Annotated in this window: 26 protein-coding genes; 13 read left to right on the top strand and 13 right to left on the bottom strand. The window is 64.3% G+C overall.

What is annotated here, in order from left to right; genetic code table 11:
* Nucleotides 1-53: 53 nt before the first annotated feature.
* From pth to gluQRS, 3 genes are read left to right on the top strand one after another with little or no spacing between them, the layout of a single operon-like run.
* On the top strand, nucleotides 54-641 hold the full coding sequence (gene pth / locus BLR25_RS00460) for an aminoacyl-tRNA hydrolase (protein WP_091931724.1): 588 nt from the start codon (nucleotides 54-56) through the stop codon (nucleotides 639-641).
* A 25-nt stretch (nucleotides 642-666) separates the two neighbouring features.
* Nucleotides 667-1,758, top strand: coding sequence for a redox-regulated ATPase YchF (gene ychF, locus BLR25_RS00465; protein WP_091931727.1), 1,092 nt, complete (start codon nucleotides 667-669; stop codon nucleotides 1,756-1,758).
* Between the two features lie 54 nt (nucleotides 1,759-1,812).
* Nucleotides 1,813-2,757, top strand: coding sequence for a tRNA glutamyl-Q(34) synthetase GluQRS (gene gluQRS / locus BLR25_RS00470; protein WP_091931730.1), 945 nt, complete (start codon nucleotides 1,813-1,815; stop codon nucleotides 2,755-2,757).
* Between the two features lie 15 nt (nucleotides 2,758-2,772).
* On the opposite strand, the gene BLR25_RS00475 is transcribed toward gluQRS, so the two are convergent.
* The 3 genes from BLR25_RS00475 to BLR25_RS00485 form a co-directional block, all read right to left on the bottom strand.
* On the bottom strand, nucleotides 2,773-3,546 hold the full coding sequence (locus BLR25_RS00475) for an endonuclease/exonuclease/phosphatase family protein (protein WP_091931733.1): 774 nt from the start codon (nucleotides 3,544-3,546) through the stop codon (nucleotides 2,773-2,775).
* Nucleotides 3,547-3,551: 5 nt separating this feature from the next.
* On the bottom strand, nucleotides 3,552-4,646 hold the full coding sequence (gene nadA / locus BLR25_RS00480; RefSeq protein WP_091931737.1) for a quinolinate synthase NadA: 1,095 nt from the start codon (nucleotides 4,644-4,646) through the stop codon (nucleotides 3,552-3,554).
* Nucleotides 4,647-4,729: 83 nt separating this feature from the next.
* A complete protein-coding gene (locus BLR25_RS00485) occupies nucleotides 4,730-5,179 on the bottom strand; it encodes a rhodanese-like domain-containing protein (RefSeq protein WP_091931742.1) in 450 nt (149 codons plus the stop codon).
* A 314-nt stretch (nucleotides 5,180-5,493) separates the two neighbouring features.
* On the opposite strand from BLR25_RS00485, the gene glnA reads away from it, so the two are divergent.
* From glnA to BLR25_RS00515, 6 genes are all read left to right on the top strand, one after another.
* Nucleotides 5,494-6,909 carry a type I glutamate--ammonia ligase gene (gene glnA / locus BLR25_RS00490; protein ID WP_091931744.1) on the top strand — a complete coding sequence of 472 codons (1,416 nt, stop codon included), beginning with the start codon at nucleotides 5,494-5,496 and terminating at the stop codon, nucleotides 6,907-6,909.
* 145 nt (nucleotides 6,910-7,054) lie between these two features.
* Entirely contained in the window at nucleotides 7,055-7,525 is a 471-nt protein-coding gene (locus BLR25_RS00495; protein ID WP_091933512.1) for a DUF4124 domain-containing protein, read from the top strand.
* A 19-nt stretch (nucleotides 7,526-7,544) separates the two neighbouring features.
* Nucleotides 7,545-8,636 (top strand): nitrogen regulation protein NR(II), encoded by a 1,092-nt coding sequence (gene glnL, locus BLR25_RS00500; RefSeq protein WP_091931747.1) that lies wholly within the window; start codon nucleotides 7,545-7,547, stop codon nucleotides 8,634-8,636.
* 54 nt (nucleotides 8,637-8,690) lie between these two features.
* Nucleotides 8,691-10,118 (top strand): nitrogen regulation protein NR(I), encoded by a 1,428-nt coding sequence (gene ntrC / locus BLR25_RS00505; protein WP_091931752.1) that lies wholly within the window; start codon nucleotides 8,691-8,693, stop codon nucleotides 10,116-10,118.
* Nucleotides 10,119-10,158: 40 nt separating this feature from the next.
* Nucleotides 10,159-10,974, top strand: a complete 816-nt coding sequence (locus BLR25_RS00510; protein WP_091931755.1) for a biotin--[acetyl-CoA-carboxylase] ligase — start codon at nucleotides 10,159-10,161, stop codon at nucleotides 10,972-10,974.
* The gene (locus tag BLR25_RS00515; protein ID WP_091931758.1) at nucleotides 10,971-11,687 is read left to right on the top strand and encodes a type III pantothenate kinase; all 717 of its coding nucleotides are present in this window, start codon (nucleotides 10,971-10,973) and stop codon (nucleotides 11,685-11,687) included. Before BLR25_RS00510 ends, BLR25_RS00515 begins: the two co-directional genes overlap by 4 nt.
* 23 nt (nucleotides 11,688-11,710) lie before the next feature.
* Here the strand turns inward: BLR25_RS00515 and BLR25_RS00520 are convergent, their stop codons facing one another.
* From BLR25_RS00520 to BLR25_RS00530, 3 genes are all read right to left on the bottom strand, one after another.
* A complete protein-coding gene (locus BLR25_RS00520) occupies nucleotides 11,711-12,502 on the bottom strand; it encodes a dioxygenase family protein (protein ID WP_091933520.1) in 792 nt (263 codons plus the stop codon).
* A gap of 66 nt (nucleotides 12,503-12,568) precedes the next feature.
* A complete protein-coding gene (gene gstA / locus BLR25_RS00525; protein WP_091931761.1) occupies nucleotides 12,569-13,174 on the bottom strand; it encodes a glutathione transferase GstA in 606 nt (201 codons plus the stop codon).
* A gap of 38 nt (nucleotides 13,175-13,212) precedes the next feature.
* The gene (locus BLR25_RS00530) at nucleotides 13,213-13,683 is read right to left on the bottom strand and encodes a DoxX family protein (protein ID WP_091931764.1); all 471 of its coding nucleotides are present in this window, start codon (nucleotides 13,681-13,683) and stop codon (nucleotides 13,213-13,215) included.
* 136 nt (nucleotides 13,684-13,819) lie between these two features.
* On the opposite strand from BLR25_RS00530, the gene BLR25_RS00535 reads away from it, so the two are divergent.
* A complete protein-coding gene (locus BLR25_RS00535) occupies nucleotides 13,820-14,734 on the top strand; it encodes a LysR family transcriptional regulator (RefSeq protein ID WP_091931767.1) in 915 nt (304 codons plus the stop codon).
* On the opposite strand, the gene phoR is transcribed toward BLR25_RS00535, so the two are convergent.
* The 7 genes from phoR to BLR25_RS00570 all read right to left on the bottom strand — a co-directional run bounded on the left by phoR (nucleotide 14,731) and on the right by BLR25_RS00570 (nucleotide 21,214).
* The gene (gene phoR / locus BLR25_RS00540) at nucleotides 14,731-16,023 is read right to left on the bottom strand and encodes a phosphate regulon sensor histidine kinase PhoR (RefSeq protein ID WP_218122582.1); all 1,293 of its coding nucleotides are present in this window, start codon (nucleotides 16,021-16,023) and stop codon (nucleotides 14,731-14,733) included. The two genes, BLR25_RS00535 and phoR, sit on opposite strands and share 4 nt — an antisense overlap.
* 5 nt (nucleotides 16,024-16,028) lie before the next feature.
* Nucleotides 16,029-16,715 carry a phosphate regulon transcriptional regulator PhoB gene (gene phoB / locus BLR25_RS00545; protein WP_091931773.1) on the bottom strand — a complete coding sequence of 229 codons (687 nt, stop codon included), beginning with the start codon at nucleotides 16,713-16,715 and terminating at the stop codon, nucleotides 16,029-16,031.
* A complete protein-coding gene (gene phoU, locus BLR25_RS00550) occupies nucleotides 16,712-17,416 on the bottom strand; it encodes a phosphate signaling complex protein PhoU (RefSeq protein WP_091931775.1) in 705 nt (234 codons plus the stop codon). The genes phoB and phoU overlap by 4 nt, the downstream gene beginning before the upstream one ends.
* Nucleotides 17,417-17,429: 13 nt before the next feature.
* Nucleotides 17,430-18,215 (bottom strand): phosphate ABC transporter ATP-binding protein PstB, encoded by a 786-nt coding sequence (gene pstB / locus BLR25_RS00555; protein ID WP_091933523.1) that lies wholly within the window; start codon nucleotides 18,213-18,215, stop codon nucleotides 17,430-17,432.
* A 21-nt stretch (nucleotides 18,216-18,236) separates the two neighbouring features.
* Nucleotides 18,237-19,169, bottom strand: coding sequence for a phosphate ABC transporter permease PstA (pstA, locus tag BLR25_RS00560; RefSeq protein WP_091931777.1), 933 nt, complete (start codon nucleotides 19,167-19,169; stop codon nucleotides 18,237-18,239).
* Complete coding sequence (gene pstC, locus BLR25_RS00565; protein WP_342718393.1) at nucleotides 19,169-20,113, bottom strand: phosphate ABC transporter permease subunit PstC; 945 nt, start codon at nucleotides 20,111-20,113, stop codon at nucleotides 19,169-19,171. Before pstC ends, pstA begins: the two co-directional genes overlap by 1 nt.
* Nucleotides 20,114-20,218: 105 nt before the next feature.
* Nucleotides 20,219-21,214 carry a PstS family phosphate ABC transporter substrate-binding protein gene (locus BLR25_RS00570; RefSeq protein ID WP_091931783.1) on the bottom strand — a complete coding sequence of 332 codons (996 nt, stop codon included), beginning with the start codon at nucleotides 21,212-21,214 and terminating at the stop codon, nucleotides 20,219-20,221.
* A 155-nt stretch (nucleotides 21,215-21,369) separates the two neighbouring features.
* Here BLR25_RS00570 and BLR25_RS00575 point away from each other — a divergent pair, with 155 nt between their 5' ends.
* From BLR25_RS00575 to BLR25_RS00585, 3 genes are all read left to right on the top strand, one after another.
* Nucleotides 21,370-21,846 carry a NanQ anomerase/TabA/YiaL family protein gene (locus tag BLR25_RS00575; protein WP_176785689.1) on the top strand — a complete coding sequence of 159 codons (477 nt, stop codon included), beginning with the start codon at nucleotides 21,370-21,372 and terminating at the stop codon, nucleotides 21,844-21,846.
* Nucleotides 21,847-21,994: 148 nt separating this feature from the next.
* The gene (locus tag BLR25_RS00580) at nucleotides 21,995-23,584 is read left to right on the top strand and encodes an FGGY-family carbohydrate kinase (RefSeq protein ID WP_218122584.1); all 1,590 of its coding nucleotides are present in this window, start codon (nucleotides 21,995-21,997) and stop codon (nucleotides 23,582-23,584) included.
* Between the two features lie 35 nt (nucleotides 23,585-23,619).
* Complete coding sequence (locus BLR25_RS00585; protein WP_091931809.1) at nucleotides 23,620-25,269, top strand: signal transduction protein; 1,650 nt, start codon at nucleotides 23,620-23,622, stop codon at nucleotides 25,267-25,269.
* The last annotated feature ends 16 nt before the right edge of the window (nucleotides 25,270-25,285 follow it).

The raw sequence follows: 25,285 nt of genomic DNA on the forward strand, positions 1-25,285 counted from the left end.
CGTCGCCGGGCACCGCCCGCGGCGGCCTTTCGCTTGTTAACGAGTCGATTGCCATGCCCGCTCCCCGCCTCATCGTCGGCCTCGGCAACCCCGGGGCAGAATACGAAGACAACCGCCATAACCTCGGCTTCTGGTTCGTCGACGCCCTGGCGCGCGACCTCAAGATCTCGCTCGCGCCGCAAGGCAAATTTCACGGGCACGTCGGCCGCTGTGGCGATCTCTGGCTGCTCAAGCCGAGCACCTACATGAACCGTTCGGGCCAGGCGGTCGTCGCGCTCGCGCACTTCTACAAGATCCTGCCCGACGAAATCCTCGTCATCCACGACGAACTCGACCTCCCGCCCGGCGGCGTCAAGCTCAAGCAGGGCGGCGGCAACGGCGGGCACAACGGCCTGAAGGACATCCAGGCGCACCTGTCGGTCCCCGATTTCTGGCGCCTGCGCGTCGGCATCGGCCACCCCGGCGACCGCAACGAAGTCGTCAATTACGTCCTCAAGGCGCCGCGCAAGGAAGAACAGGCGCTGATCGACGCGACGCTGACGCGCTGCCTGAACGCCTGGCCGAAGCTCGCCGACGGCGATTACGCCGCCGCCCAGCGGGCGCTCCACGTCAAGGCGGGCACGCCCGCCGCCACCCCCTAACCGAACACTTCCCGGGAATCTCACCATGAGCCTCAAATGCGGAATCGTCGGCTTGCCCAACGTCGGCAAGTCCACCCTCTTCAACGCGCTGACCAAGGCCGGCGTCGCAGCGGAAAACTATCCCTTCTGCACGATCGACCCCGCCGTCGGCGTCGTCGAGGTCCCCGACAGGCGGCTCGCAGCGCTGTCGGCCATCGTCAAGCCGCAACGCATCGTCCCGGCCGTCACCGAATTCGTCGACATCGCCGGACTCGTTGCCGGCGCCTCGAAGGGCGAAGGCCTTGGCAACCAGTTCCTCGCCAACATCCGTGAAACCGACGCCGTGCTGCACGTCGTGCGTTGCTTCTCCAACGACAACGTCATCCACGTGTCGGGCAACGTCGATCCGATCCGCGATATCGAAGTCATCGACACCGAACTCGCGCTGGCCGACCTCGCCACCGTCGAGAAGGCACTCAACCGCTATCGCAAGCCGGCCAGCGCCGGTGACAAGGAAGCCAAGCTGCTGGTCGCCGTGCTGGAAAAATGCTTCGCCCAGCTCGACCAGGGCAAACCGGTGCGCGGACTCGATCTCTCCAAGGAAGAATGGCTCAACTTGAAGCCCTTCTGCCTGATCACCGCCAAGCCGGTGCTCTACGCCGCCAACGTCGCCGAAGACGGCTTCGAGAACAATCCGCTGCTCGACGCCGTGCGCGCCCACGCCGCCGCCGAAAAGGCTGAAGTCGTGGCGATCTGCGCGGCGATCGAAGCCGAAATCGTCGAACTCGACGACGAGGAAAAGCAGCTCTTCCTCGCCGACCTCGGCCTCGAAGAGCCGGGTCTCGACCGCCTCATCCATACCGCCTACCACCTGCTCGGCCTGCAGACCTACTTCACCGCCGGCGTCAAGGAAGTGCGCGCCTGGACGATCCACAAGGGCGACACGGCACCGCAAGCGGCCGGCGTCATCCACACCGACTTCGAACGCGGCTTCATCCGCGCCCAGACGATCTCCTTCGAGGACTTCATCACCTGTGGCGGCGAACAGGGCGCCAAGGAAGCCGGCAAGATGCGCGCCGAAGGCAAGGAATACGTCGTCAAGGATGGCGACGTGCTGAACTTCCTGTTCAACGTCTAGGAAAGGCCTTCTCGACCCCGCGCCACCCACGGGTCGTCGAGAACGCCAGCCGACGTGCCTGACACAAGCGCCCAACCGCCGGCAGCCGTCCGCTATCGCGGGCGTTTCGCCCCTTCGCCCACCGGCCCGCTGCACTTCGGTTCGCTGGTGGCGGCGGTGGGTAGCTATCTCGACGCCCGCGCGCATCAGGGCGAGTGGCGGGTGCGCATCGAGGATGTCGACGGCCCGCGCACAGTCGCCGGCGCCGCCGATCACATCCTGCGCACGCTCGCCGGTTTCGGCTTCGAATGGGACGACGAAGTGGTCGTGCAAAGCCAGCGCCTCGACCGCTATCACGCGGCACTGGCGCGCCTGCAGGCCGACGACTGGGTCTACCCCTGCGCCTGCTCGCGTAGCGAAATCGCCGCCGCGACGACGACGCGCTCGATCGACGGCGGCCTGCGCTATCCCGGCACCTGCCGCGATGGCCTCGCCCCGGGCAAGGCCGCCCGCGCCTGGCGGCTACGCGTCCCCGACGAGGATATCGGCTTTGTCGACCGGATCCAGGGCGAGACGCGCCAGAACCCCGAACGCGATGTCGGCGACGTCGTGCTGCTGCGTGCCGATGGGCAATATGCCTATCAACTGGCGGTCGTCGTCGACGACGCGGCACAAGACATCAACACCGTCGTGCGCGGCGTCGACCTGCTCGACTCCACCGCCCGCCAACTCTGGCTGCAACGCTGCCTGGGACTGCCGACACCGATCTATGCGCACCTGCCGGTGGTGGTCAACGCCGTCGGCGAAAAATTGTCGAAACAGACGCTGGCCGAAGCGGTCGATCCGGCGCAAGGCAGCGTCGCGCTGGCCGCCACCTGTACCTTTCTTGGACATCCGCCGCCGGCGGAACTTCGCGGCGCGCCGCTCGCGGAATTCTGGCGCTGGGCCATTGGCCACTGGTCGATGTCGCGCGTGCCGAAAGTCCGCGCCATCTATCCGGGCGTCATCACGCCAGGCTGACCGCCTCAGCGCACCTCAGGCAGCATCCGACCACGACAAGGCCGCCGACAAGGCGGCGTGGTCGGAAATTTTCGCCCAGGGATCGCCCGAGAGCACCTCGGCATGCGTCACGCTGAAACCGCGCAGATAGATACGATCGAGCCGCAGCACCGGCAGTGTCGCCGGAAAGCTTCTGCCCGGCGAGCCGCCGTCGCCGCCCAGTCCGCCAATCGCCTCGACCAAGCCGAGGCGCTGCGCCAACAGGTTGTCGGCCTCGTTCCGCCAGTCGTTGAAATCGCCGGCGATGATCAGCGGCGTATCGTCATCGAGAATGCTTTCGAGATAGCCCGAGAGCGCGTCGAGCTGACGCCGGCGCGAGCGCGCAAAAAGCGAGAGATGCACGCAGACGCAGTGCAAAGGCCGCGCCAGTCCCGGCACCTGGAGAATGCTGTGCAAGAGACCGCGCCGCTCGAAGCGCAGGTGCGTCACGTCCTGGTTGTAGGCCTGCGAAATCGAGAAACGCGAGAGGATGGCATTGCCGTGGTGGCCGTGGTCATAAACGACGTTGCGCCCGTACGCCGTCGATTGCCAGACGTCGGCGGCGAGGAAATTGTGCTGCGGTTCCTCCGGCCAGTTGTCGATGCGCGCGGCATGACGACGGTGGCGCCCCTGCACTTCCTGGAGAAACACGATGTCCGGTGCCAGCGCCCGCAGTTGCTCCCGCAGTTCATGCACCATCATGTGCTGGTTGAACTGCGAGAATCCCTTGTGGATATTGTAGGTGACTACACTGATCTGCGGGATGGACATGGCGCTCACGATACCGCGAGCATCCTTTCGACAGAGGCTCTGGCCAACGCGGCCTCATGCTCCGGAACGCGAATGTGGTTGACGACATGGCCCGCCGCCAGGTTCTCGAGCGTCCAGGCCAGATGTTGCGGATCGATGCGCTGCATGGTCGAACACATGCACACCGTCGGCGACATGAACTGGACGATCTTGCCCTCCGGCTTGACCTCCTCGGCCAGACGATTGACGAGATTGAGCTCGGTGCCGACCAGCCAGCGCGTGTTGGGCGGCGCCTTCTTGACGACATCGATGATCAGCTCGGTCGAGCCGACAAAATCGGACGCCATACAGACCTCGAAGGCGCATTCGGCATGCGAAGCGACTTTTCCGTCGGGATACTGGCGGCGGAAATTGGCGATATGCGCCGGCTGGAACATCTGGTGCACCGAGCAATGGCCCTTCCACAACAACAGCTTCGCCTTGCGGATCTGCTCCGGCGTCAGCCCGCCGAACTCGAGATCCGGATCCCACACGAACATCTCGTCGAGCGGTATGCCCATCGAATAACCGGTCCAGCGCCCGAGGTGCTGGTCCGGGAAGAACAGGATCTTCTCACGCCGCGCGAACGCCCACTTGGCGATGACAGGCGCATTGGACGAGGTGCACACGATGCCTTCGTGCTCGCCGCAGAACGCCTTGAGGTCGGCAGCCGAGTTGATGTAGGTGACCGGCGTGACCAGCGCCTCGGCGTCGATCACTTCGTTGAGCTCGCGCCAGCAGCGGCTGACCTTGGCGAGATTGGCCATGTCGGCCATCGAACAGCCGGCGGCGAGGTCGGGCAGGATCGCGATCTGGTGCGGCTTCGACATGATGTCGGCTACTTCGGCCATGAAGTGCACGCCGCAGAAAACGAGATAGTCGGCATCGGTGTTCGCTGCCATGCGCGACAGGCGCAGCGAGTCGCCGGTGAGATCGGCGTACTGGTAGATGTCGGCGCGCTGGTAATGGTGGCAGAGCAAGGCGGCGCGCTTGCCGAGTTTTTCCCGTGCGCTGCGGATACGGGCATGACATTCGTCATCGGACAGCGCGTTGAACACGTCAAAAGGAATGAGTTCTGACATCGGTAGGTTCTGACTTTGGTAGTTACTTTGGTGGATAAAGGGGTGTTGCAATGACAAACGGAAAATCTCTCCTCTCGCCCGGCTCAGCTTCTCCAGGGGAGTCCGGCGCGGCGCCAGCCGCCGACTTTGCCGCGTTGCCCGAAGGCGTCGATATCGCCCTCGAAACCCTCGAGGACGTTGTAGCTCGCCGTGAATCCGGCCTCGCTGGCCAGGCTGGCGGCATTATGCGAGCGCACCCCGCTACGACAGATGAACATGACAAGCAACTCGGCATCGACCTGGCGCTTGAGCTGCGACAGGAAATCGGGATTGTGCTGCCCGCCGGGATAGGTATTCCATTCGATCTCGACGGCGCCGGGGATGCGGCCGACCCAATCCCACTCAGCCCGGGTACGCACATCGACAAGCTTCGCACCGGGCGCCAGTTGCAGGACTTCGAAGGCTTCCGCCGGCGTCAGCGCGCCGGCATAAGGGAGGCCCCGATCGCTGGCGCGTGCCTGAGCGAGGTTCAGCAAGTCGGACAGTTTTCCCATGACGGACAATTTGCGATCGGCGGTGAGTTCTTGAAGTATAAATCACTTGTCCTGCTTGCGTCGGCGCTAACGCAAAACAGCAGGCATCGCTTCGTTAGACCGGATTTTTCCAAAAAATACTCAATTGCACCGCTTTGGTGCGTTCAGAAGTGCGGCGCACCATTGCAGGGCGACAAAACTCCAGCAATTCGAATTTTCTCTTATGGCACAATGGATATTTCCACGCCAAGCGCTTGGCATGGTTTCTGCTAACACCCGAATCACCAATTTCTATCGTCGCCGGATTCGCCGGTACCTGCTGAGGAGACTTTGCAATGGCAAGCCCACAAGATGTAATCAAGATGGTTGAGGAAAACGACGTCAAGTTCGTCGATTTCCGTTTCACCGACACCCGCGGCAAAGAACAGCACGTGACCGTTCCGGTCAGCGCGTTCGACGAAGACAAGTTTGAAAGCGGCCACGCTTTCGACGGCTCGTCGATCGCCGGATGGAAGGGCATTCAAGCCTCCGACATGCTGCTGATGCCGGACCCCGCCACGGCCTACATCGACCCGTTCTATGACGAAACGACGGTGGTCATCACCTGCGACGTCGTCGATCCGACCGATGGCCGCGGCTACGACCGTGACCCGCGTTCGATCGCCAAGCGCGCTGAAGCCTACCTCAAGTCCTCGGGCATTGGCGACACCGCCTACTTCGGCCCGGAACCCGAATTCTTCGTGTTCGACGGCGTCGAGTGGTCGGTCGACATGTCGGGCTGCAACCTCAAGATCCATTCGGCCGAAGCCGCCTGGGGCGCCGGTGAGCGCAACGAAGGCAACGGTTTCTCGGGTCACCGTCCGGGCGTCAAGGGCGGCTACTTCCCGGTCGCTCCGGTCGACAGCCTGCACGACATCCGTTCGGCCATGGTGCTGACGCTCGAGTCGCTCGGCATCCCGGTCGAAGTGCATCACCACGAAGTCGCCAACGCCGGCCAATGCGAAATCGGCACGCTCTTCAACACGCTGGTCCGTCGCGCCGACTGGACGCAGATGCTCAAGTACGTCGTGCATAACACCGCGCACCAGTACGGCAAGACCGCCACCTTCATGCCGAAGCCCATCGTCGGCGACAACGGCTCGGGCATGCACGTGCACCAGTCGATCTGGAAGGACGGCAAGAACCTGTTCGCGGGCAACGGCTACGCCGGCCTGTCGGAACTCGCCCTGTTCTACATCGGCGGCATCATCAAGCACGCCAAGGCGCTGAACGCGATCACCAACCCGGGCACGAACTCCTACAAGCGCCTGGTCCCGCACTACGAAGCCCCGGTCAAGCTGGCCTACTCGGCGAAGAACCGCTCGGCCTCGATCCGCATCCCGCACGTCGCGTCGGACAAGGCTCGCCGCATCGAGACCCGCTTCCCGGATCCGATCGCCAACCCGTACCTGTGCTTCTCGGCCCTGATGATGGCGGGTCTGGACGGCATCCAGAACAAGATCCACCCGGGCGAGCCGGCCAGCAAGAACCTGTACGACCTGCCGCCGGAAGAAGATTCGCAAATCCCGACCGTGTGTGCCAGCCTCGAAGAGGCCCTGGGCGCGCTCAACAAGGATCGCGAATTCCTGACCAAGGGCGGCGTCTTCTCGAACGAATGGATCGACGCTTACATCGACCTCAAGATGGAAGAAGTCAACAAGATCCGCATGACGACCCACCCGGTCGAGTTCGAGCTGTACTACAGCTGCTGATCGCTGGATGTTCCGAGGAAAAAGGACGGGCTTTCCCGTCCTTTTTTATCGCCCGGACTCACCTGAAGTGCCGTTGTATTTCAAGGAACCATCCAATACACTGCCCGATTCGAACGCGCGAATCCGCCTGGATGGACCAATGACAATGACAAGATTGCTACTCGCCGCCTCGACACTCTTCTTCGCAGCCATGCCGGCGCACGCCGACATTTTCAAGTGCGTCAGTGCCGACGGCCATGTCACCTACTCGAACATGGGCGACAAGCACTGCAAGCGCCTCAGTTTCGACACGCCCGCTGCCCCCCCCGCTGCCACCGGCACGCCGGCCAAGCCCGCCGCGCGCGCACCGACGCCGCAGAACTTCCCGAAGGTCGACGAAAGTGCGCAGCGCGCCCGCGACGGCGACCGCAAACGCATCCTCGAAGGCGAGTTGGACACCGAGCAGAAAAACCTCGACCAGGCCAAGAAAGACCTGGCCGACCAGGAAGCCGTGCGCTACGGTAACGAACGCAACTACCAGAAAGTCCTCGACCGCCTGCAACCGTTCAAGGATCGGGTGGCCTTACACGAACGCAATATCGAAGCGATTCGCGCCGAACTGACGCGAGTGCGCTGATTCCGGAGAGAACCACACGATGTCCGAGGCTGCCCCCAACCCCTTTGCCGGACTCGATTTACTCTCATCGTCGGTGGTGCTGCTCGATGGCACCTTTCGGGTGCGCTACATCAACGCCGCCGCTGAAAACCTGCTCGCAGTCAGCCGCAAGGCGGTGATCGGCGAAACCCTCGACGCCATCGCCATCTGCTCGCCGGTGCTGCACGAAGCCCTGGAAAACGCCGGCCGCCACGGCTGGGGCTATACCGGCCAGAACGTCGAATTGCGACGCAATGACGATGTCACCCTACACCTCAACTGCACGGTCAACCCGACCGAATTGCCCGAAGCCGGGCTGCTCGTCGAGCTCTGGCCAATCGACCAGCAACTCAAGGCGACGCGCGAGGAACGGCTGATCGAACAGCAGATCGCCAACCGCGAGCTGATCCGCAATCTCGCGCATGAAATCAAGAATCCGCTCGGCGGCATTCGCGGCGCCGCACAACTGCTCGAACACGAACTCAACAATCCCGGCCTGCGCGAATATACGCAAGTCATCATCAAGGAAGCCGACCGCCTGCAGGATCTGATGAAGCGCCTGCTGTCACCGCATCGCCCGATGCAGCCGGCGCCGGTCAACATCCACGAAATCCTCGAACGCGTGCGCAGCCTGCTCAAGGCCGAATTCCCGACGACGCTGCGGCTCGTGCGCGACTATGACACCAGCCTGCCCGATCTGATCGGCGACCGCGAGCAACTGATCCAGGCCGTGCTCAACATCGCCCGTAACGCCGCGCAGGCCATCCAGGGACAACCGCACCCGCAGGAAGACGGCGCCCTACGGCTGGGCGGCCAGCTGATCCTGCGCACCCGCGTCGCCCGCCAGGTGACGCTGGCCAAAAAGCGCCACCGCCTGGCGCTCGAACTGCAGGTCGTGGACAACGGCCCCGGCATTCCCGACGACATCCGCGAACGCATGTTCTATCCGCTGGTTTCCGGCCGCGAGGGCGGCAGCGGGCTGGGGCTCACGCTCGCGCAAAGTTTCGTCCAGCAACACCAGGGGACGATCGAATGCGAAAGCCGGCCCGGCTACACCTGCTTCACCATCCGCCTGCCACTCGGATCGCCGTGATGGCAAGCAATTTGCTATAGGCTTGGCATACGAATCATGAAGTCTGGAAAACACATGAAGCCGGTCTGGATCGTCGACGACGACAAGTCAATTCGCTGGGTCATCGAAAAGACGCTGACGCGCGAACAAGTCCCGTTCAAGAGTTTCGCCTCGGCCAGCGAGGTCCTTTCGCAGCTCGACCACGGCGCGGAGCCGCCGCAGGTCCTCGTCTCCGACATTCGCATGCCGGGCGAGAGCGGCCTCGATCTGCTCAAACGCTTCAAAGCCAAGTTCAGCTCTGTCCCGGTCATCATCATGACCGCCTACTCGGACCTCGACAGCGCCGTCGCCGCATTCCAGGGCGGCGCCTTCGAATATCTGCCGAAACCCTTCGACGTCGACCAGGCGCTCGAACTCATTCGGCGCGCCATCGACGAGAGCGCGCACCAAGGCGGTGCGCAGAATGAAGTCAGCCAACTCCCGGAAATTCTCGGACAAGCGCCAGCGATGCAGGAAGTCTTCCGCGCCATCGGCCGCCTCAGCCAGTCGAGCGCGACGGTGATGGTCACCGGCGAATCCGGCACCGGCAAGGAGCTCGTCGCCCGCGCCGTGCACCGCCACAGCCCGCGCAGCGACAAGCCCTTCATCGCCATCAATACCGCTGCCATTCCGAAGGACCTGCTCGAATCCGAGCTGTTCGGCCACGAACGCGGCGCGTTTACCGGCGCCGCCACCCAGCGCCGCGGCCGTTTCGAACAGGCGGAGGGCGGCACGCTCTTCCTCGACGAAATCGGCGACATGCCGGCCGATCTGCAGACGCGCCTCCTGCGCGTCCTTTCCGACGGCAATTTCTATCGCGTCGGCGGCCACTCGCCGATCAAGGCCAATGTCCGCATCATCGCCGCCACACACCAGAACCTCGAAACGCGCGTCAAGGACGGTCTCTTCCGCGAAGACCTTTTCCACCGGCTCAACGTCATCCGCGTGCGCCTGCCCAGCCTGCGTGAACGACGCGAAGACATCCCGATCCTGGCCCGCCATTTCCTGCAACGCAGCGCGCAGGAACTTGGCGTCGAAGGCAAGCGTTTTTCCGACGCCGCGCTGCGTTTCCTCTCGAACCTCGATTTCCCCGGCAACGTCCGGCAGCTTGAGAACCTCTGCCACTGGCTGACGGTGATGGCACCGGGACAGACCGTCGATGTCGCCGACCTGCCGCCTGAAATGCGCGACGCGCCGGCTGCCGCCGGTAGCGGCGGCGACTGGCAGAGCGGCCTGGCAAGCGAAGTCGATCGCATGCTCGCCGCCAGCGAAGGCCAGGTCCACGAAAAGCTGACCGACGCTTTCGAGCGCATCCTGATTTCGCGGGCACTGGCGCACACCGGCGGACGTCGTATCGAAGCGGCCGTTGCGCTCGGCATCGGACGCAACACGATCACCCGCAAGATCCAGGAACTCGGGATGGACGGCGGTCGCGCCGACGACACGGAGCGCGCCGGCGGATAATCGGGGATAATGGCGGACTCCCGATTCCGGAACCGTCCCCTTGAGTGCTTTTGGCCCCTCTCAACTGATCGATCCCGAGCGTCTGCAGACGGCCCTCGGCGCCGCCCGGGCACGATTTGCGATCACCGCCATCGACGCCTGCGCGTCGACCAGCACGCTCCTGCTCGAACGCAGCGCCCAAGGCGCGAGCTCGGGCAGCGTCATCGTCTGCGATCACCAGACCGCAGGCCGCGGCAGCCGGGGTCGGCAATGGTCGGCCGCGCCCGACGCCAGCCTGACCTTCTCGCTGCTCTGGGACTTCGACCGCGGCCTCGCCGACATGGCCGGCCTCTCGCTCGGCGTCGGCCTCGCCGTCGTGCGGGCGCTCGACAGCTGTGGCGCCGCCGGCGCCACGCTCAAGTGGCCCAACGACATCCTCTACCGCGACGCCAAACTCGGCGGCATCCTCGTCGAATTGAGCGGCGATGACGAAACGACGCGGGCCGTCATCGGCATCGGCCTCAACCTGAAACTGCCCGAACTCGACCCGGTGGCAACGCCGATGATGATGCCGGTCGCCGCGCTCGCCGGGATGGTGACGCCACTACCCGATCGTCATTATCTGCTGGGCACGTTGCTGGTCGAACTCGCTGCCGTATTCGACGCCTTTTCTGCCGAAGGCTTCGCCGCCGTGCGCGACGCCTGGCAAGCCTGTCACGCCTGGCAGGGCCGGAAGGTGCGCGTGCTGCGCGACGGTGTCACCGTTCTCGAAGGACGCTGTTGCGGCGCCGACAGCGACGGCGCGCTGCTCGTCGACGGCGACGGGCGCATCGAACGCTGCCTGTCCGGCGACGTCAGCCTGAGGCCCGCATCATGATCGTCGCCATCGATATCGGTAACACGCGCGTCAAGGTCGGCGTCCGCGAAGGCAAGGACTGGCTGATGCGCACCGCCCTGCCGACGCCCGAGGCCGCGCGACTGGCCGAACTCGCGGCGGAATGGCCGAACGGCACCCAGGTCGTCGCCAGCAACGTCGCCGGCGAGGCCGTCGAAAGCGCCGTGACGCAGGCGCTGGCGGGACGCCACCCGCTACGCTGGCTGCGCTCCAGCCGTGAAGCCTGCGGCGTGCGCAGCAGCTACGAATTCCCCGAAAAGCTCGGCGCCGACCGCTGGGCGGCACTGATCGGCGCCCGCGCGCAGCACGCCTCGGACTGTCTGGTCGTCTGCGCCGGCACCGCCACGACTGTCGACCACCTCGATGCCAATGGCGTTTTCCGCGGCGGCCTTATCCTGCCCGGCATCGACCTCATGCGTTCGTCGCTGGCCCGCAACACCGCACAATTGCCGTTTGCCGAAGGCGTCTGCAGCGAGCATCCGCGCAGCACCGTCGATGCCATCGTCAGCGGCTGCCTGTTTGCCCAGACCGGCGCCATCGAGCGCATGTTCTCGCACGTGGCCGGAGAGCCCGATGCGCTCTGCCTGATCACCGGCGGCGCCGCGGCCGCCATCGTGCCGCACTTGCGCATTCCCTGCCGACCCGCGGAAAACCTGATCCTCGAAGGCTTGCTGCGTTTCGCCCGCGAAGGCTGAACGCGCTTCCCGAGCGTCAAGCCCTAGAGGGATTCGCCGGCGAAACGGTAGTTGTCGGCGGCCAGTTTGCCACCGATCCAGCCACCGCCCAGCCACTCGCTGCGATCGGTCGTCCCGATCGCGCCCAGGGCCACGAACAGCGGCAAAAAATGCTCCGGCGTCGGATGCGCTGCCAGCGCGCCGGGCGCGGTATGCGGCCAGTCGAGCAGGGACTCGACGTCCCCTGTCATGATCTTGGCATGAACATGATCGCGAAAGACGAGCGACTCGGGCGACGGTCCGTCACCATTGCTCCGCATATATTCACCCAGGTTATGCGTCATGTGTCCGGACGCGACGATCAACACATTCTCGTCGCGCAGCGGCGCCAGCGCGGCGCCCAGCGCGAGGTGGTGGCGCGCACAACGATCCGGCTGCACCGACACCGAGACAACCGGCACGTCGGCGGCGGGAAAGAGCGCACGCAGCGGCACCCAGGCGCCATGATCGAGACCGCGACCGGCATCGATGCCGGCGGCGATGCCGGCCTCGGACAGCCGCTGCTTGAGGCGTTGCGCCAGGGCAGAATCACCGGGCGCCGGGTAGCGCAGGCGGTAGAGTTCGGCCGGGAAGCCGCCGAAGTCGTGGATGGTTTCGGGACGCGCCGCACCGGAGACCATCGGCAGCCGCGTCGTCCAGTGGGCGGACACCGCCAGGATGGCCGCGGGTTTTTCCAAGCGGGGCGCGAGTGCCGACCAGACGGCGGCGAGGTCGTCACCGCCAAGGGCGGTCATCGGCGAACCGTGCGACAGGAAGAGGACGGGCTGTTTTGACATGATGGATGACTCGATCATGGCGGGGCGCCACGCTGACTGCGGCAGCGCCCCCGCCGAACACAGGACTCAGGCAGCCTCGGCAGCCAGCGCCGCCTGTACCGACGAACGACTTGCAACACGCTGCTGGAAGGACTGCAAGGCCGGCCAACGGGCGACATCGACGCCGGTCCATTGGCCCCAGTTGAGCACCGTAAACAGATACCCGTCGGCGACGCTGAAGCGATCGCCCAGCAGGTAGTCGTGGTCCTTCAATTGCGCCGCAACATAATCGAGGCGCTTCACCAGGGTCTCGCGCGCGGCCGCCTTGACGTCTTCCGGCGTCGTCGGCCGGAAGAGCGGGCCGAAACCCTTGTGGATTTCGGAGTTGATGAAGGTCAGCCATTCCTGCAGACGATAGCGCGGGAGCGTGCCGTTTTGCGGCGCCAGACCGGCTTCCGGCTTGAGGTCGGCGATGTACTGCACGATCGCCGGCCCCTCGGTCAGGCGGGAGCCGTCATCGAGTTCGAGCACGGGCACATAGCCTTTGGGATTGATGCCGGCGAAGTCGCTGCCATCCGTGGCCAGCGTATGCGATTTGAGATCGACGCGAACGAGTTCGACGTCAAGACCGGCTTCACGCAAGGCGATATGCGGAGAGAGCGAGCAGGCCATCGGCGAAAAGTACAGTTTCATGACATTTCCTTTCGTATGGAAAGCGCAACAAGAGAAGCTCAGACGGTCGTGCGGCGAACGTTGTCGAGCGCGAAGGCGCCGCTGCCGAGCAAGGACTGGGCTGCGGCCAGCACGACGAGATAGAGCGGATATTCCCAGCCTCCCTTAGGCGCGCTGAACAGCCATCCGTTCCCGAGATGCACGGATAGGGCACCGATCAGGAGCGGCACGGTGGCGAGCGCAACCCAACGCGTCTTGAAGCCGACGAGCAAAGCGATACCGGCGAGGATCTCGGCCGGCACGACGATGTAGGCGGTCCAGGCCGGGAAACCGACCGACGCGAAGAATCCGGCCGTACCCGGCAGGGTGAAGACGAGCAGCTTGAGCAGGCCGTGCGAGAGGAACATCGCCGACAGGGCGACGCGCAACAGCGCGATGCCATAGTCGGCGGCACGCGCCGTCGCTTCCGGACGAGCGGCCGAAGCGCTCGCGGCATTCGAGGGGGTAAGGGTTGCGGTGATCGCAGTCATGACAGTCTCCTGAAAAATTCGGTGGATTCGGTCCGGACCGAAGTGGTCCGGCGCATGGGTTGAACTGTACAGAACACGAAAACCGGGATAAATACGCGTAAGATTGAATCTCTGTTGCGAAATTCGGGATAATCAGATGGATCGATTTGAAGCAATGCGGGTCTTCTGCGCGGTCATCGAGGCCGGCAGTTTCGCCGCCGCCGCCAACCAGCTGGGTCTATCAACGACGGCGGTATCGCGGCACGTGGCCCAGCTCGAAACGCTGCTCGGCGTGCGCCTGCTCAACCGCACGACGCGGCGGATGCGACCGACCGACGAAGGCTATGCCTATTTCGAGCGCAGCACGCAATTGCTTGCCGACCTTGAGGAAACCGAAGCCAGCGTCTCGGGTCAGGCACAACGACCGCGCGGACGGCTGCGCCTGACCGCGCCGATCGCCCTGGCGACGCTACGACTGGCGCCGGCCTTCGTCGCCTTCTCGCGCCGCTTCCCTGAAGTCACGCTCGATCTGGTGCTGTCCGACAACGTCGCCGACTTTGCCGAAGAGGGACTCGACATGGCGATCCGGGTCGGACGGGTCGGCAGCGACAACCTCGTCGCCCGCCGCGTCGCCGAAACGGTGGTGCTCACCGCCGCCTCGCCGGCTTATCTGGCACGCGCCGGCATGCCGCAGCACCCCGGCGATCTCGCCCGGCATATCTGTCTCACCTATCACTATGCGGCCGGCGGCAATCAGGCCGAGTTTTCGCAGGCCGACGGCAGCGTCGCCAGCGTGCGCTACAGCGGTCCTTTCCATTCGAACAACGGCATGCTGCTGACGGAAATGGCGGTCGCCGACGCCGGCATCGTCTTCGCGCCCTGCTTCATCCTGCAACCGCTGATCGACCGTGGCGCGCTGCAGCGCGTCCTACCCGACTGGCGCCTGCGCACATTGCCGATCCAGGTCGTCTATCCGACCCGGCGGCACCTCTCGGCCAAGGTACAGGCGATGACAGCCTTCCTGACCGACTGGTTCGCGCACACGCCGTGGGGCGCGGAAACAAAACCTTAGTGAGTGACGACGCGGGCGCCGGGAAAGCGTGCCGCGAAACAGCTGCCGACGCCCGGCGTGCTGCTGATGTCGAGCAAGGCCTGATGACGGTTGAGCGAATGCTTGACGATCGCCAGCCCGAGTCCGGTACCGCCGGCCTCGCGCGAACGCCCGCGATCGACGCGGTAGAAACGCTCGGTCAACCGGGGAATATGCTGCGCCTCGATGCCGATGCCAGTGTCCTCGACGGCGAAGACGCCGCCCTGCGCGTTTGCATGCCAGCGGATCGTCACCGTGCCGCCGGCGGGGGTGTAGCGGATGGCATTGGACACCAGATTGGACAAGGCGCTGACGAGTTCGTGCTCACCGCCGAGCAGATCGCAGGCATCGTCGGCATCGACGACGATGCGGTGGCGTCCGGCCGACAGCGATTCGGCATCGCGCCGAAGCTTGTCGAGGATCCGGGCCATGTCGATGAGTCCATCCTCGGGCGGCGGCGCCGCCTCGATCGATGACAACGTCAAAAGATCCTGGACCACCGAAAGCATGCGACCCGACTGCTCCGACATCAGGGCGAGGTAATGCTGTCGCTCGTCCGGCGTCAATTCGATCTCGCGCAAGGTTTCGAGGAAACCGGACAGCACGGTCAGCGGCGTGCGCAATTCGTGCGAAACATTGGCGACAAAATCGCGGCGCATGCGGTCGAGGCGATCGGTCTGCGTCACGTCCTTGATCTGCACCAGCGTGCGCTGGTCGGCATAGGAAATCAGCTGGATCGACAGCACCTGGCCGGGATTGCGCTCCGAGCGCAAGATCAGCGGACGGCTCAGGTCGCGCGCCGTCAGGTAGGCGACGAATTCGGGCTGGCGGACGATATTGGCGACCGACTGGCCGATGTCGGTGCGCGCGCGCAGCCCGAGCAGCGCCTCCGAGGTCGCGTTGCAAAAAACGATCTGGTCGTTGCGGTCGAGCAATACGACGCCGTCATTGAGCGCCTGGATCGCCGCCAGCAACATGTCGATGCGGCGATTGCGCCGTTCGACGAGGGCGCGCAGGTCCTTCTCGTGGCGATAGAGGCGGCCGAAAACACCGTCCCAGGCGCCGCGGCCTTCCAGCGCGATATCGACTTCCGGCGCGCGCGACCAGCGGTCGAGCAAGGCAAAGTTGCGAAAATGCGCGAGCATCTGCAACATCAAGCCGGCGCAGAAAACCAGCCAGCCGACCGTCGCCGAAAACACCAGCGCGGCGAGCAGAGCGACGCAGCCCGCCAGCGTCGTCAGCAGCAGCGTCCGGATGAGTTCCTGTCGCAAGAGGCTCAGGCTCCGTTGAAGCGATAGCCGGTACCGCGGATCGTCTCGACGCGTTCGTGATGGCCGGACGCTTCAAGCGCGGCACGCAGGCGACGGATGTGAACGTCGACAGTGCGTTCCTCGATGAAAACGTGATCGCCCCAGACCTCGTCGAGCAACTGGGCACGGCTATAGACGCGCTCGGGGTGGGTCATGAAGAAAAAGAGCAGGCGGAATTCGGTCGGTCCGAGTTCGACCGGCTGGCCGCCGGCGAGGACCCGGTGCGTCGCCGGATTGAGGCTGAGCGAACCGACCTCGACGGCCTCGCCGGCGAGATGCGGGGCCCGGCGGCGCAGGAGGGCGCGGACACGTGCCACGAGTTCCTTGGGCGAAAACGGCTTGGTGACATAGTCGTCGGCGCCGGCTTCGAGTCCCTGGATCTTGTCTTCCTCGTGCACGCGGGCGGTCAGCATGATGATCGGCAGTTCGCGCGTGCGCTCGTCGCCGCGCAGCTTCTGCGCGAAGCTGACCCCGGACTGTCCGGGCAGCATCCAGTCGAGCACGAGGAGATCGGGCAATTCATTGCGGATGACGGCATCGGCCTCCTCGGCGCTCGTCGCGCGAATCACCTGAAAGCCGGCATGGCGCAGGTTGATCGCGACGAGTTCGAGAATCGCCGGTTCGTCCTCGACGACCAGAACAGACGTCGTCACACCGCACCTCCGTTGCTCGACAATCGCCGATGGCGCACGTCCTGCCCCTCGACAATGAATATCACGTGTTCGCCGACATTCTTGGCATGATCGCCGATACGCTCGACCGAACGGGCGATCCAGATCACGTCCATCACCATGCTGATGGTATTGGGTTCCTCGGTCATGTGAGTGATCAACTGGCGAACGATCGATTTGAATTCGGCATCAACGCCATTGTCATCGACGATGACTTTCTGCGCAAGACCGGAATCGAGGCGGGCGAAGGCGTCGAGCGACTCACGCACCATCACCAGCACGGTTTCGGCAAGATGCAGGATGGCCGGCGCGAACTGCGTCGGCTGACTGCCGGCGGCGCAGATCCGGCGCACGCCCTTGGCGATCTTCTTCGCCTCGTCGCCGATGCGTTCGAGGTCGGTGACGATCTTGATGATGCCGAAGACGAGGCGCAGATCGACCGCCGTCGGCTGGCGCCGCGCGATCAGCTGCGCGCTCTCGTCGTCGATCTGCTTTTCCAGCGCATTGATGTCCTGGTCGCGCGCAATCGTCTCTTCGATGGCGCGCGGATCGCAGGCGCCATAAGCCTCGATCGCCGTCGCCACCTGGTTTTCGACGAGCCCGCCCATGCGCAGCACGTCGCTGCGCAGACGTCCGAGTTCCTCGTCGAACTGGCTCGATTGATGATGCAGAATGTCTTCCATCGCAGTGTTCTCCTCAGCCCATCCGGCCAGTAATGTAGTCTTCGGTGCGCCGGTCCTTCGGTTTGATGAAGATCTCGTCGGTCTTGCCGAACTCGATCATCTCGCCGAGGAACATGTAGGCGGTATAGTCCGAGACGCGGGCCGCCTGCTGCATGTTATGGGTCACGATCAGAATGGTGACACGCTTTTTCAGCTCGTGCACCAGTTCCTCGATCGCGCCGGTGGCGATCGGATCGAGCGCCGAGGTCGGCTCGTCGAAGAGCAGCAACTCCGGATCGGTCGCCAGCGCGCGGGCGATGCACAAGCGCTGCTGCTGTCCACCGGAAAGATTCGACGCGAGGTCCTGCAGACGGTCCTTGACCTCATCCCACAGGGCCGCGCCGCGCAGTGCATGTTCGACCTTGTCGTCGAGCATGCGGCGATTGCGCTCGCCGCGCACGCGCAGGCCGTAGGCGACGTTTTCGTAGATCGACTTCGGAAACGGATTCGGCTTCTGGAAGACCATGCCGACGCGCATGCGCACCTCGATCGGATCGACCTCCGGCGCCAGCAGGTTGGTGTCGTCCGGGTAGAAGCGGATCTCGCCCTCGTAGCGGTTGCCCGGATAGAGGTCGTGCATGCGGTTGAAGCTGCGCAGGTAGGTGGACTTGCCGCAGCCCGACGGGCCGATCAGCGCGGTCACGCGATTGTCATAGATCGGCATGTTGATGTTCTTGAGCGCCTGAATTCCACCGTTGTAGAAAAAATTCAGGCCGCGGGCTTCCGCCTTGAGGCGTTCTTGCGTCGTGTTATTTGGCACGAAGGGCTCCAATGATTTTGATTACCACTTGATGTTCTTGCGCATCCGGTAGCGCAGCCAGATCGCCAGCGCATTCATCGCCAGCACCATCGCCATCAGCACGAAGCCGGCGGCGGCAGCATTGATCTCGAAGGCCGGATCGGGGCGCGAGGTCCAGTTGAAAATCTGGATCGGCATCACCGTGAAAGGTGCCGTGACCCAGTCGAACAACCCCGCCGTGCCGCCGTCCGGCAAGGCCGTCAGCGGCGCCGGCGGCAGGAAGGCGATGAAGGTCAGCGCACCGATCGTGATGATCGGCGCGGTCTCGCCGATGGCGCGGGCGAGGCCGATGATGACGCCGGTCAGGATGCCCGGCATCGCATAGGGAATGATGTGATAGCGGCAGGTCTGCCAGCGCGTCGCGCCGACGGCCATCGAACCTTCGCGGATCATCGCCGGAATCGCCCGGATCGCCTCGCGCGTCGCGACGATGATGATCGGCAGAATCAGCAGGGCCAGCGTCAGGCCGGCCGACAGAATGCTCTGGCCGAAGCCGAACTGATAAACGAAGATGCCGAGCGCCAGCAGGCCATAGACGATCGACGGCACGGCGGCAAGATTGGCGATGTTGATCTCGATCACCTGCGTCATCCAGTTGCGCGGTGCATACTCCTCGAGATAGACGCCGGCCGCGACGCCCAGCGGCACGGCCGCCAGCGCGGTGACGAACATGACGAGCAACGAACCGACCCAGGCCGAGAGGATACCGGCCTGCGCCGCCCGGCGCGATGCAAAGTTGAGGAAGAAATCGAGCGTGAAGCGCTCGGACCCTTTGATCGCCATGTCGAGGATCAGCGCGACGATGACAAACAACCCGAAGGCCAGGCACAGGATGCCAAGCGCCTTGAAGAGCGTGTCCTTGAGTTTTCCACGCGCGATGACGGCGCGGATTTCTTCGGTCGTCAGCGGTTTCATCAGTAGTTTTCCTTGTATTTGGCCCGCAACCACTGGCCGACGATGTTGAACATCAAGGTGATCAGCAGCAGCGTGAGGCCGGCGGCGAAGATCGTCTGGTAACCGATCGATCCGTGCGGCAAATCGCCGAGCGCGACCTGGACGATATAGGACGTGATCGTCGCCGCCGGTTCCATCGGGTTCCAGGTCAGGTTCGGCTGCATGCCGGCGGCGACGGCGAGAATCATCGTCTCGCCGACGGCGCGCGACACCGCCAGCACATACGACGCGGCCAGCCCGGACAATGCCGCCGGTATAACCACGTGGATCGCCGTGTAAAGCCGCGACGAACCCATCGCATAGGCGCCCTCGCGCAGGCTCATCGGCACCGCGCGCATGGCGTCCTCGGAGAGCGAGGCGATGTAGGGCACGATCATGATGCCCATGACGAAACCCGCCGAGAGCAGCGAGAAGCCGGGCAGGTTGGGGAGCAGCACCTGCAGGATCGGCGTGACGACGAGCAGGGCGAAATAGCCATACACGATCGTCGGGATGCCGCCGAGCAGTTCGAGGATCGGCTTGGCGATTTCGCGCACGCGACTGCCGGCGAATTCGGAGAGGTAGATGGCGATCGTCGTGCCCACCGGAATCGCCACGAGCAGCGCCACCAACGATGACACCAGCGTACCGGACACCAGCACCATGATGCCGAAGTGGGCGTCGTCGAAAAGCGGCGTCCATTGCGTATCGGTCAGGAAATCGACGATCGAAATACGCGCGAAGAAATGAATCGATTCGGAAACGAGGATATAGACGATGCCGAGCGTCGTCAGCACCGAGAGCGCGGCGGCGAGGAACAGGACGGCTTCGATCAGGCGCTCGTTCCAGTGGCGCATCGCGTTGTGCGACAAACGCGGACTCACCCGACCGGGCGTCATTGCGCCGGGAGGAGTGCGATCAGACAAGGATAGGCTCACGTAATTGACCCTGAAAATTGAGCGGATGGCGCTGTACGCCCCGATCGCGACGCCGCGCCGGACATGCCGGGCAGCGGCGTCGTACCGGAAGGTTTAGAGCGAGCCCTCACGCTTCTGCAGCGCTTCGATCGTCACACCGACCTCGGCATTGCCGCCGAACACCGTGCCGAGTTTCTTCTTGGCGAGGTGTTCAAGATTGACCGTGTAGGCCTTGGCGGGCAGCGGCACGTACTTCACTTCCTTCGCCAGCTTGGCGCCTTCCTTCATGTAGTACTCGACGAATTCCTTGACCTCGGGCTTGTCGAGCGACTTGGCATTGACATAGATGAAGATCGGCCGCGACAGCGGCTGGTAGGAACCGTCAAGCACCGTCTTTTCCGACGGGGCGATACCCGCCTTGCCGGTCTTCTCGATCACCGGCAGCGCCTTCAGCTTGCCGGTATTCTCGGCGTAGTAGGCGTAGCCGAAATAGCCGATCGCATTGACGTCGCGCGAGATGCCCTGGACCAGAACGTTGTCATCTTCGGAAGCGGTGTAGTCGCCGCGCGAAGACTTGGCCTTGCCGACGACGGCCTCGGTGAAGTAATCGAAGGTGCCCGAATCGGCGCCCGGCCCGAAGAGCTTGATCGGCGCGTCCGGCCAGGCCGGATTGATCTGGTTCCACTTACTGACCTTGCCCTGCGCCGCCGGCTCCCACATCGCCTTCAGCTGCTCGACGCTGATGTCCTTGAGGAAGCTCTTCGGATTGACGACGACGGTAATCGCGTCGAAAGCCACCGGCAATTCGTAATACTGGATGCCGGCCTGCTTGCAGGCTTCCATCTCGGCCTTGAGAATCGGACGCGAGGCATCGGACACATCGATCTCGCCGCGGCAGAACTTCTTGAAACCGCCGCCCGTGCCCGAGATGCCGACGGTCACCTTGACCGCGTTCTTCTTGGCTTTCTGGAAATCCTCGGCAACCGCTTCGGTGATCGGATAGACCGTCGACGAACCATCGACCTTGACGACCTGGGCCAGCACCGGCTGCGCGCCGACCATTGCAAACCCGGCCAGGGCCAGGGCGGAAAGAATTCTGTGCTTCATCATTGCTGCGCTCCTTTCGGACTGTTGTCAGTGAGTTCAGGGCGCACCTTACGCGGCGATTGTGACAACAGGATGACAGCGCGTCACAAAAGTGGTCTGGCCATTTTGCCTTGGCCGGCGAGGCGGGTATGATCCCGTTTTTTAAAAGGAGAATCGCCATGATCGTCGGTCTGGTATCCGATGTCGCCCGCCAGAAGTCCGTTCTGCCCGCCGCCGTCGTGCGGGCGCTCGAAGCCATCCAGAAGGTGAACCCGCTGGAATTGGCCCCAGGCAAATACGAAGTCGAAGGCGACAAGCTGTTCTATCTCGTCCAGGACGTCGAACTGCGCACGCTGGCCGAAAGCCGTGCCGAAGCGCACAAGCAATACGCCGACATCCAGTTGCCCTACTCGACCGCCGAGCGCTATGGCTTCGCCCTGCCGCAACCGGAACTGCCGATCGCCGACGACCAGCTCAAGGACAAGGACCTCGCCTTCTTCCCGACGCCGGCCGCCGAAGCCTTCATCGACGTCAATCCCGGCACTTTCCTGGTCTTCCTGCCGCAGGAACTGCATCGCCCCTGCGTCGTCGTCAGTGAAAAGAAGATGATCCGCAAGGTCGTCATGAAGGTGCATAGCAGCCTGCTCGGCCTTTGATCCGCCGCGACCCGGCGCGCCGCCGGACACGCGCGCCGCAGCCCCGGAAGCCTCCGTTCGCGGAGGCTTTTTCACATCCGCAGCTTGATAAAACCGCCGCCATTCACTATATTGCTAACTCGAATTAGCTATAACAATGGAGGGTGTCGTGGGAAACCCCGTTCATCTCGGAATCGACGTCGGATCGGCAAGCGTGCGCGCCGGTCTTTTTGACCGTGAAGGCCATCGCCTGGCCTTTGCCGTGCGCACGATCCAACAGTTCCATGCCAAGCCGCTGCATGTCGAGCAATCCTCGGCCGACATCTGGGCGCAAACCGTCGCCGCCGTGCGCGAGGCCGTCGCCACCGCGGCGATCGATCCGGCGCAAGTCGTCTCGATCGGCGTCGATGCCACCTGTTCGCTCGTCGCCGTCGGCGCCGATGGCGCGCCGGTGTCGGTGGCCGAAGGCGGCGAAGCCGAACGTGACATCATCATGTGGATGGACCACCGTGCCGGCGACCAGACGGCTGCAATCAACGCCACGAAGGACCGGGTGCTGGCTTACGTCGGCGGCGAAGTCAGCATCGAAATGGAATTGCCCAAGGTGCTGTGGCTGAAGCAGCGTTTCCCCGAGCGCTACGCCCGGACCTGGCGCTTCTTCGACCTCGCCGATTACCTGACCTGGCGGCTCGCCGGGGCAGACACGGCAAGCGTGTGCACACTCACCTGCAAGTGGAACTATCTCGCGCACGAGAACCGTTTCAGCGCAACGCTACTTGCAGCAGTCGGCCTCGACGACCTGCTCGGCAAGGTGCCGGCCACGGTGTTGCCGCTCGGTTCGGCCGCCGGCGGCCTGAGCCAGGGGGCGGCGGCCGAACTCGGATTGCCGGCCGGCATCACCGTCGCCACCGGCATCATCGACGCGCACGCCGGCGGGCTCGCGCTGGTCAGCACGGCACCGCTCGGCAGCCTGGCGATCATCGGCGGCACCTCGAACTGCCACATGGTCGTCAATCCCGACCCGGTCATGGTTCCCGGCGTCTGGGGGCCCTATTACGGCGCCATGCTACCGGGCTGGTGGCTCGGCGAAGGCGGACAGAGTGCCGCCGGCGCGCTGCTCGACTGGACACTACGCCAGAGCGACGCCTGGCCGCTGCTCGAAGCGACGGCGAAAGACGAGAATCGCAACCTCTACGCCGTGCTCAACGACTGGACGGCGGATCTTGAACGCCGCGAAGCCTACCCCGCCCGCGACCTGCATGTACTCTCGGACCACCACGGCAACCGCTCGCCGCGCGCCAACCCGCACGCACGCGGCGTCGTCGTCGGACTGACGCTGGAAACCGGCAAGGACGCGCTGGCGCGCCTGTACCTGGCCACGCTGCAGGCGCTGGCCTACGGCACGCGCCACATCATCGAAAGCATGAACGCGGCCGGGCACAAGATCGAACGCATCATCATGTGTGGCGGCGGCACGAAGAACCCGTACTGGCTGCGTGAAAACGCCGACGCGACCGGCTGCGAGATCCACCTCGTCAGCGAGGAAGACGCCGTGACGCTGGGCGCCGCCCTGCTCGGCGCCGTGGCCGACGGCGCCTTCCCGACCCTGCCCGACGCGGCGGCCTGCATGGTCCGTCCCGGCGGCAGTGTCAAGGCGCGCCCCGACACCAAGGCCTTCCACGACGCCAAATACGCCGTCTATCTGCAACTTTACGAAACAATGGAACGTTGCCGTTCCGCCATGCAGGCCTGGCACTGAGCCACGCCCGCCCCTCTGTCGAAAGGATGTCCCACATGCTCAAGCTCACCCTGCCCGAGAACAAGCCGCTGATCTCGGCCGGCGCCAAGGAAGTGCTGGTCGTTACCAACGCCGACCTGCGCGAATCGGCCAACGTCGAATGCTGGCCGGTCCAGAACAAATTCGAAGCCAAGCTGGAAAAGGCCCTGGCCGATCGTTTCGGCGTCGCCGCCAAGCGCGCCCACCTCTACAAGAACGACAAGGGACACGGCTTCATCAGCAGCCAACGGGAAGGCAGCGACCTCTTCGCGAGCATCGACCCCGATGCGCCCGTCATCGTGCTGCTGACCGCCTGGCAGTACTCGCACCACCTGGCGCCGAGTCTCGCCAAGCATCGCGGGCCGGTCCTGCTGCTGGCCAATTTCGACGGCACCTGGCCGGGCCTCGTCGGCATGCTGTGCATGGCCGGCACGCTCAACAGCCTGGGCAAGCAGTACGCGCGCCTGTGGTCCTCGGACTTCGACGACGCCTTCTTCTATCAAGGCCTGGGCGCCTGGCTCAAGACCGGCAAGATCGACCACGACGTCTCCTATCTGCACACGGTGGATACCACGCATCCGGCCGCCAAGACCGACGCCTGGCAGGCCGGCCGCCAGGTCGGTGAATTCGTCCTGCGCAACAAGGAAATCATGGGGCTGTTCGACAGCTTCTGCATGGGCATGATCAACGGCGTCTTCCCGCAGAAGGCGCTCGTTGACATTGGCATGCCGATGGAAAGCCTGTCGCAATCGGCCCTGCTCGTCGAAATGGCGAAGGTGCCGCAATCGCTGCGCGAGGAATGCCTGCAGTGGTACGAGGCACGCGGCATGAAGTTCAATTTCGGCAGCGATCCGGCAAAAGAACTGACGCGCGATCAGGTGCTCGAACAGTGCGCGATGATGATCGCGATGGCGCGTTTCACCCAGCGCTTCGGCCTCACCTCGGTCGGCGTCCAGTACCAGCAGGGCCTCGCCCACTCGTGCGCTGCCTCCGACTTCGCCGAAGGCGCGATCGGCTCGACCGCGCGCTTCCCGATCCCCGACGAAAATGGCAACATCATTCGCGCCGGCAAGCCGATCCCCTGCATCAATGAAGTCGACATGGGCACGGCGATTCCCCAGACGATGCTCTGGCGCCTGCTCGACGCCTTCGGACTGCCGTCGGAAACGACGCTGCACGACATCCGCTGGGGCAGCGAATATCAGGGCACCTTCTACTGGGATTTCGAGATTTCCGGATCGGTCCCCTTCGAACACCTCAAGGGCGGCATCGCCGGCGCCACCGGCTACCGTCAGCCGGCCATGTACTTCCCCAAGGGCGGCTCGTCGATCCACGGCCAGGGCAAGTCCGGCCGCCTGATCTGGGCGCGGGCGCACTACGAAGGCACGCAGGTCTTCATGCATATCGGCACCGGCACGGCAGTCGAACTGCCGGCCGAGGAGTTCGAACGGCGGCGCAAGGCGACGACCTACGAATGGCCCTTGCTCAACTGCGTGCTCGACGGCGTCGGCCGCGACGACCTGATGGCCGGCCACCAGAGCAACCACATCACGGTCGCCTATGTCGATGACGACAAGCTTGCCGACGTGCTGCGCGCCTTCGTCGCCCAGGCACTGACGCAGAACATCCGGGTCAGCGTGGCCGGCGACGCCTACGCCCTTCTGTAATTTCTCCATGGGGGCG

The sequence above is a fragment of the Propionivibrio dicarboxylicus genome (genome assembly GCF_900099695.1).
GTDB lineage: Bacteria > Pseudomonadota > Gammaproteobacteria > Burkholderiales > Rhodocyclaceae > Propionivibrio > Propionivibrio dicarboxylicus.

Coding starts and splice junctions, on each gene's coding strand:
- ntrC (WP_091931752.1), top strand. CDS start 8,691: ATGAAGCCGGTCTGGATCGTCGACGACGACAAGTCAATTCGCTGGGTC.
- BLR25_RS00520 (WP_091933520.1), bottom strand. CDS start 12,502: ATGTCAAAACAGCCCGTCCTCTTCCTGTCGCACGGTTCGCCGATGACC.
- phoU (WP_091931775.1), bottom strand. CDS start 17,416: ATGGAAGACATTCTGCATCATCAATCGAGCCAGTTCGACGAGGAACTC.
- BLR25_RS00515 (WP_091931758.1), top strand. CDS start 10,971: ATGATCGTCGCCATCGATATCGGTAACACGCGCGTCAAGGTCGGCGTC.
- BLR25_RS00485 (WP_091931742.1), bottom strand. CDS start 5,179: ATGGGAAAACTGTCCGACTTGCTGAACCTCGCTCAGGCACGCGCCAGC.
- BLR25_RS00535 (WP_091931767.1), top strand. CDS start 13,820: ATGGATCGATTTGAAGCAATGCGGGTCTTCTGCGCGGTCATCGAGGCC.
- glnA (WP_091931744.1), top strand. CDS start 5,494: ATGGCAAGCCCACAAGATGTAATCAAGATGGTTGAGGAAAACGACGTC.
- pstA (WP_091931777.1), bottom strand. CDS start 19,169: ATGAAACCGCTGACGACCGAAGAAATCCGCGCCGTCATCGCGCGTGGA.
- BLR25_RS00530 (WP_091931764.1), bottom strand. CDS start 13,683: ATGACTGCGATCACCGCAACCCTTACCCCCTCGAATGCCGCGAGCGCT.
- BLR25_RS00585 (WP_091931809.1), top strand. CDS start 23,620: ATGCTCAAGCTCACCCTGCCCGAGAACAAGCCGCTGATCTCGGCCGGC.
- nadA (WP_091931737.1), bottom strand. CDS start 4,646: ATGTCAGAACTCATTCCTTTTGACGTGTTCAACGCGCTGTCCGATGAC.
- BLR25_RS00570 (WP_091931783.1), bottom strand. CDS start 21,214: ATGATGAAGCACAGAATTCTTTCCGCCCTGGCCCTGGCCGGGTTTGCA.
- gstA (WP_091931761.1), bottom strand. CDS start 13,174: ATGAAACTGTACTTTTCGCCGATGGCCTGCTCGCTCTCTCCGCATATC.
- BLR25_RS00575 (WP_176785689.1), top strand. CDS start 21,370: ATGATCGTCGGTCTGGTATCCGATGTCGCCCGCCAGAAGTCCGTTCTG.
- BLR25_RS00475 (WP_091931733.1), bottom strand. CDS start 3,546: ATGTCCATCCCGCAGATCAGTGTAGTCACCTACAATATCCACAAGGGA.
- ychF (WP_091931727.1), top strand. CDS start 667: ATGAGCCTCAAATGCGGAATCGTCGGCTTGCCCAACGTCGGCAAGTCC.
- glnL (WP_091931747.1), top strand. CDS start 7,545: ATGTCCGAGGCTGCCCCCAACCCCTTTGCCGGACTCGATTTACTCTCA.
- BLR25_RS00495 (WP_091933512.1), top strand. CDS start 7,055: ATGACAAGATTGCTACTCGCCGCCTCGACACTCTTCTTCGCAGCCATG.
- pth (WP_091931724.1), top strand. CDS start 54: ATGCCCGCTCCCCGCCTCATCGTCGGCCTCGGCAACCCCGGGGCAGAA.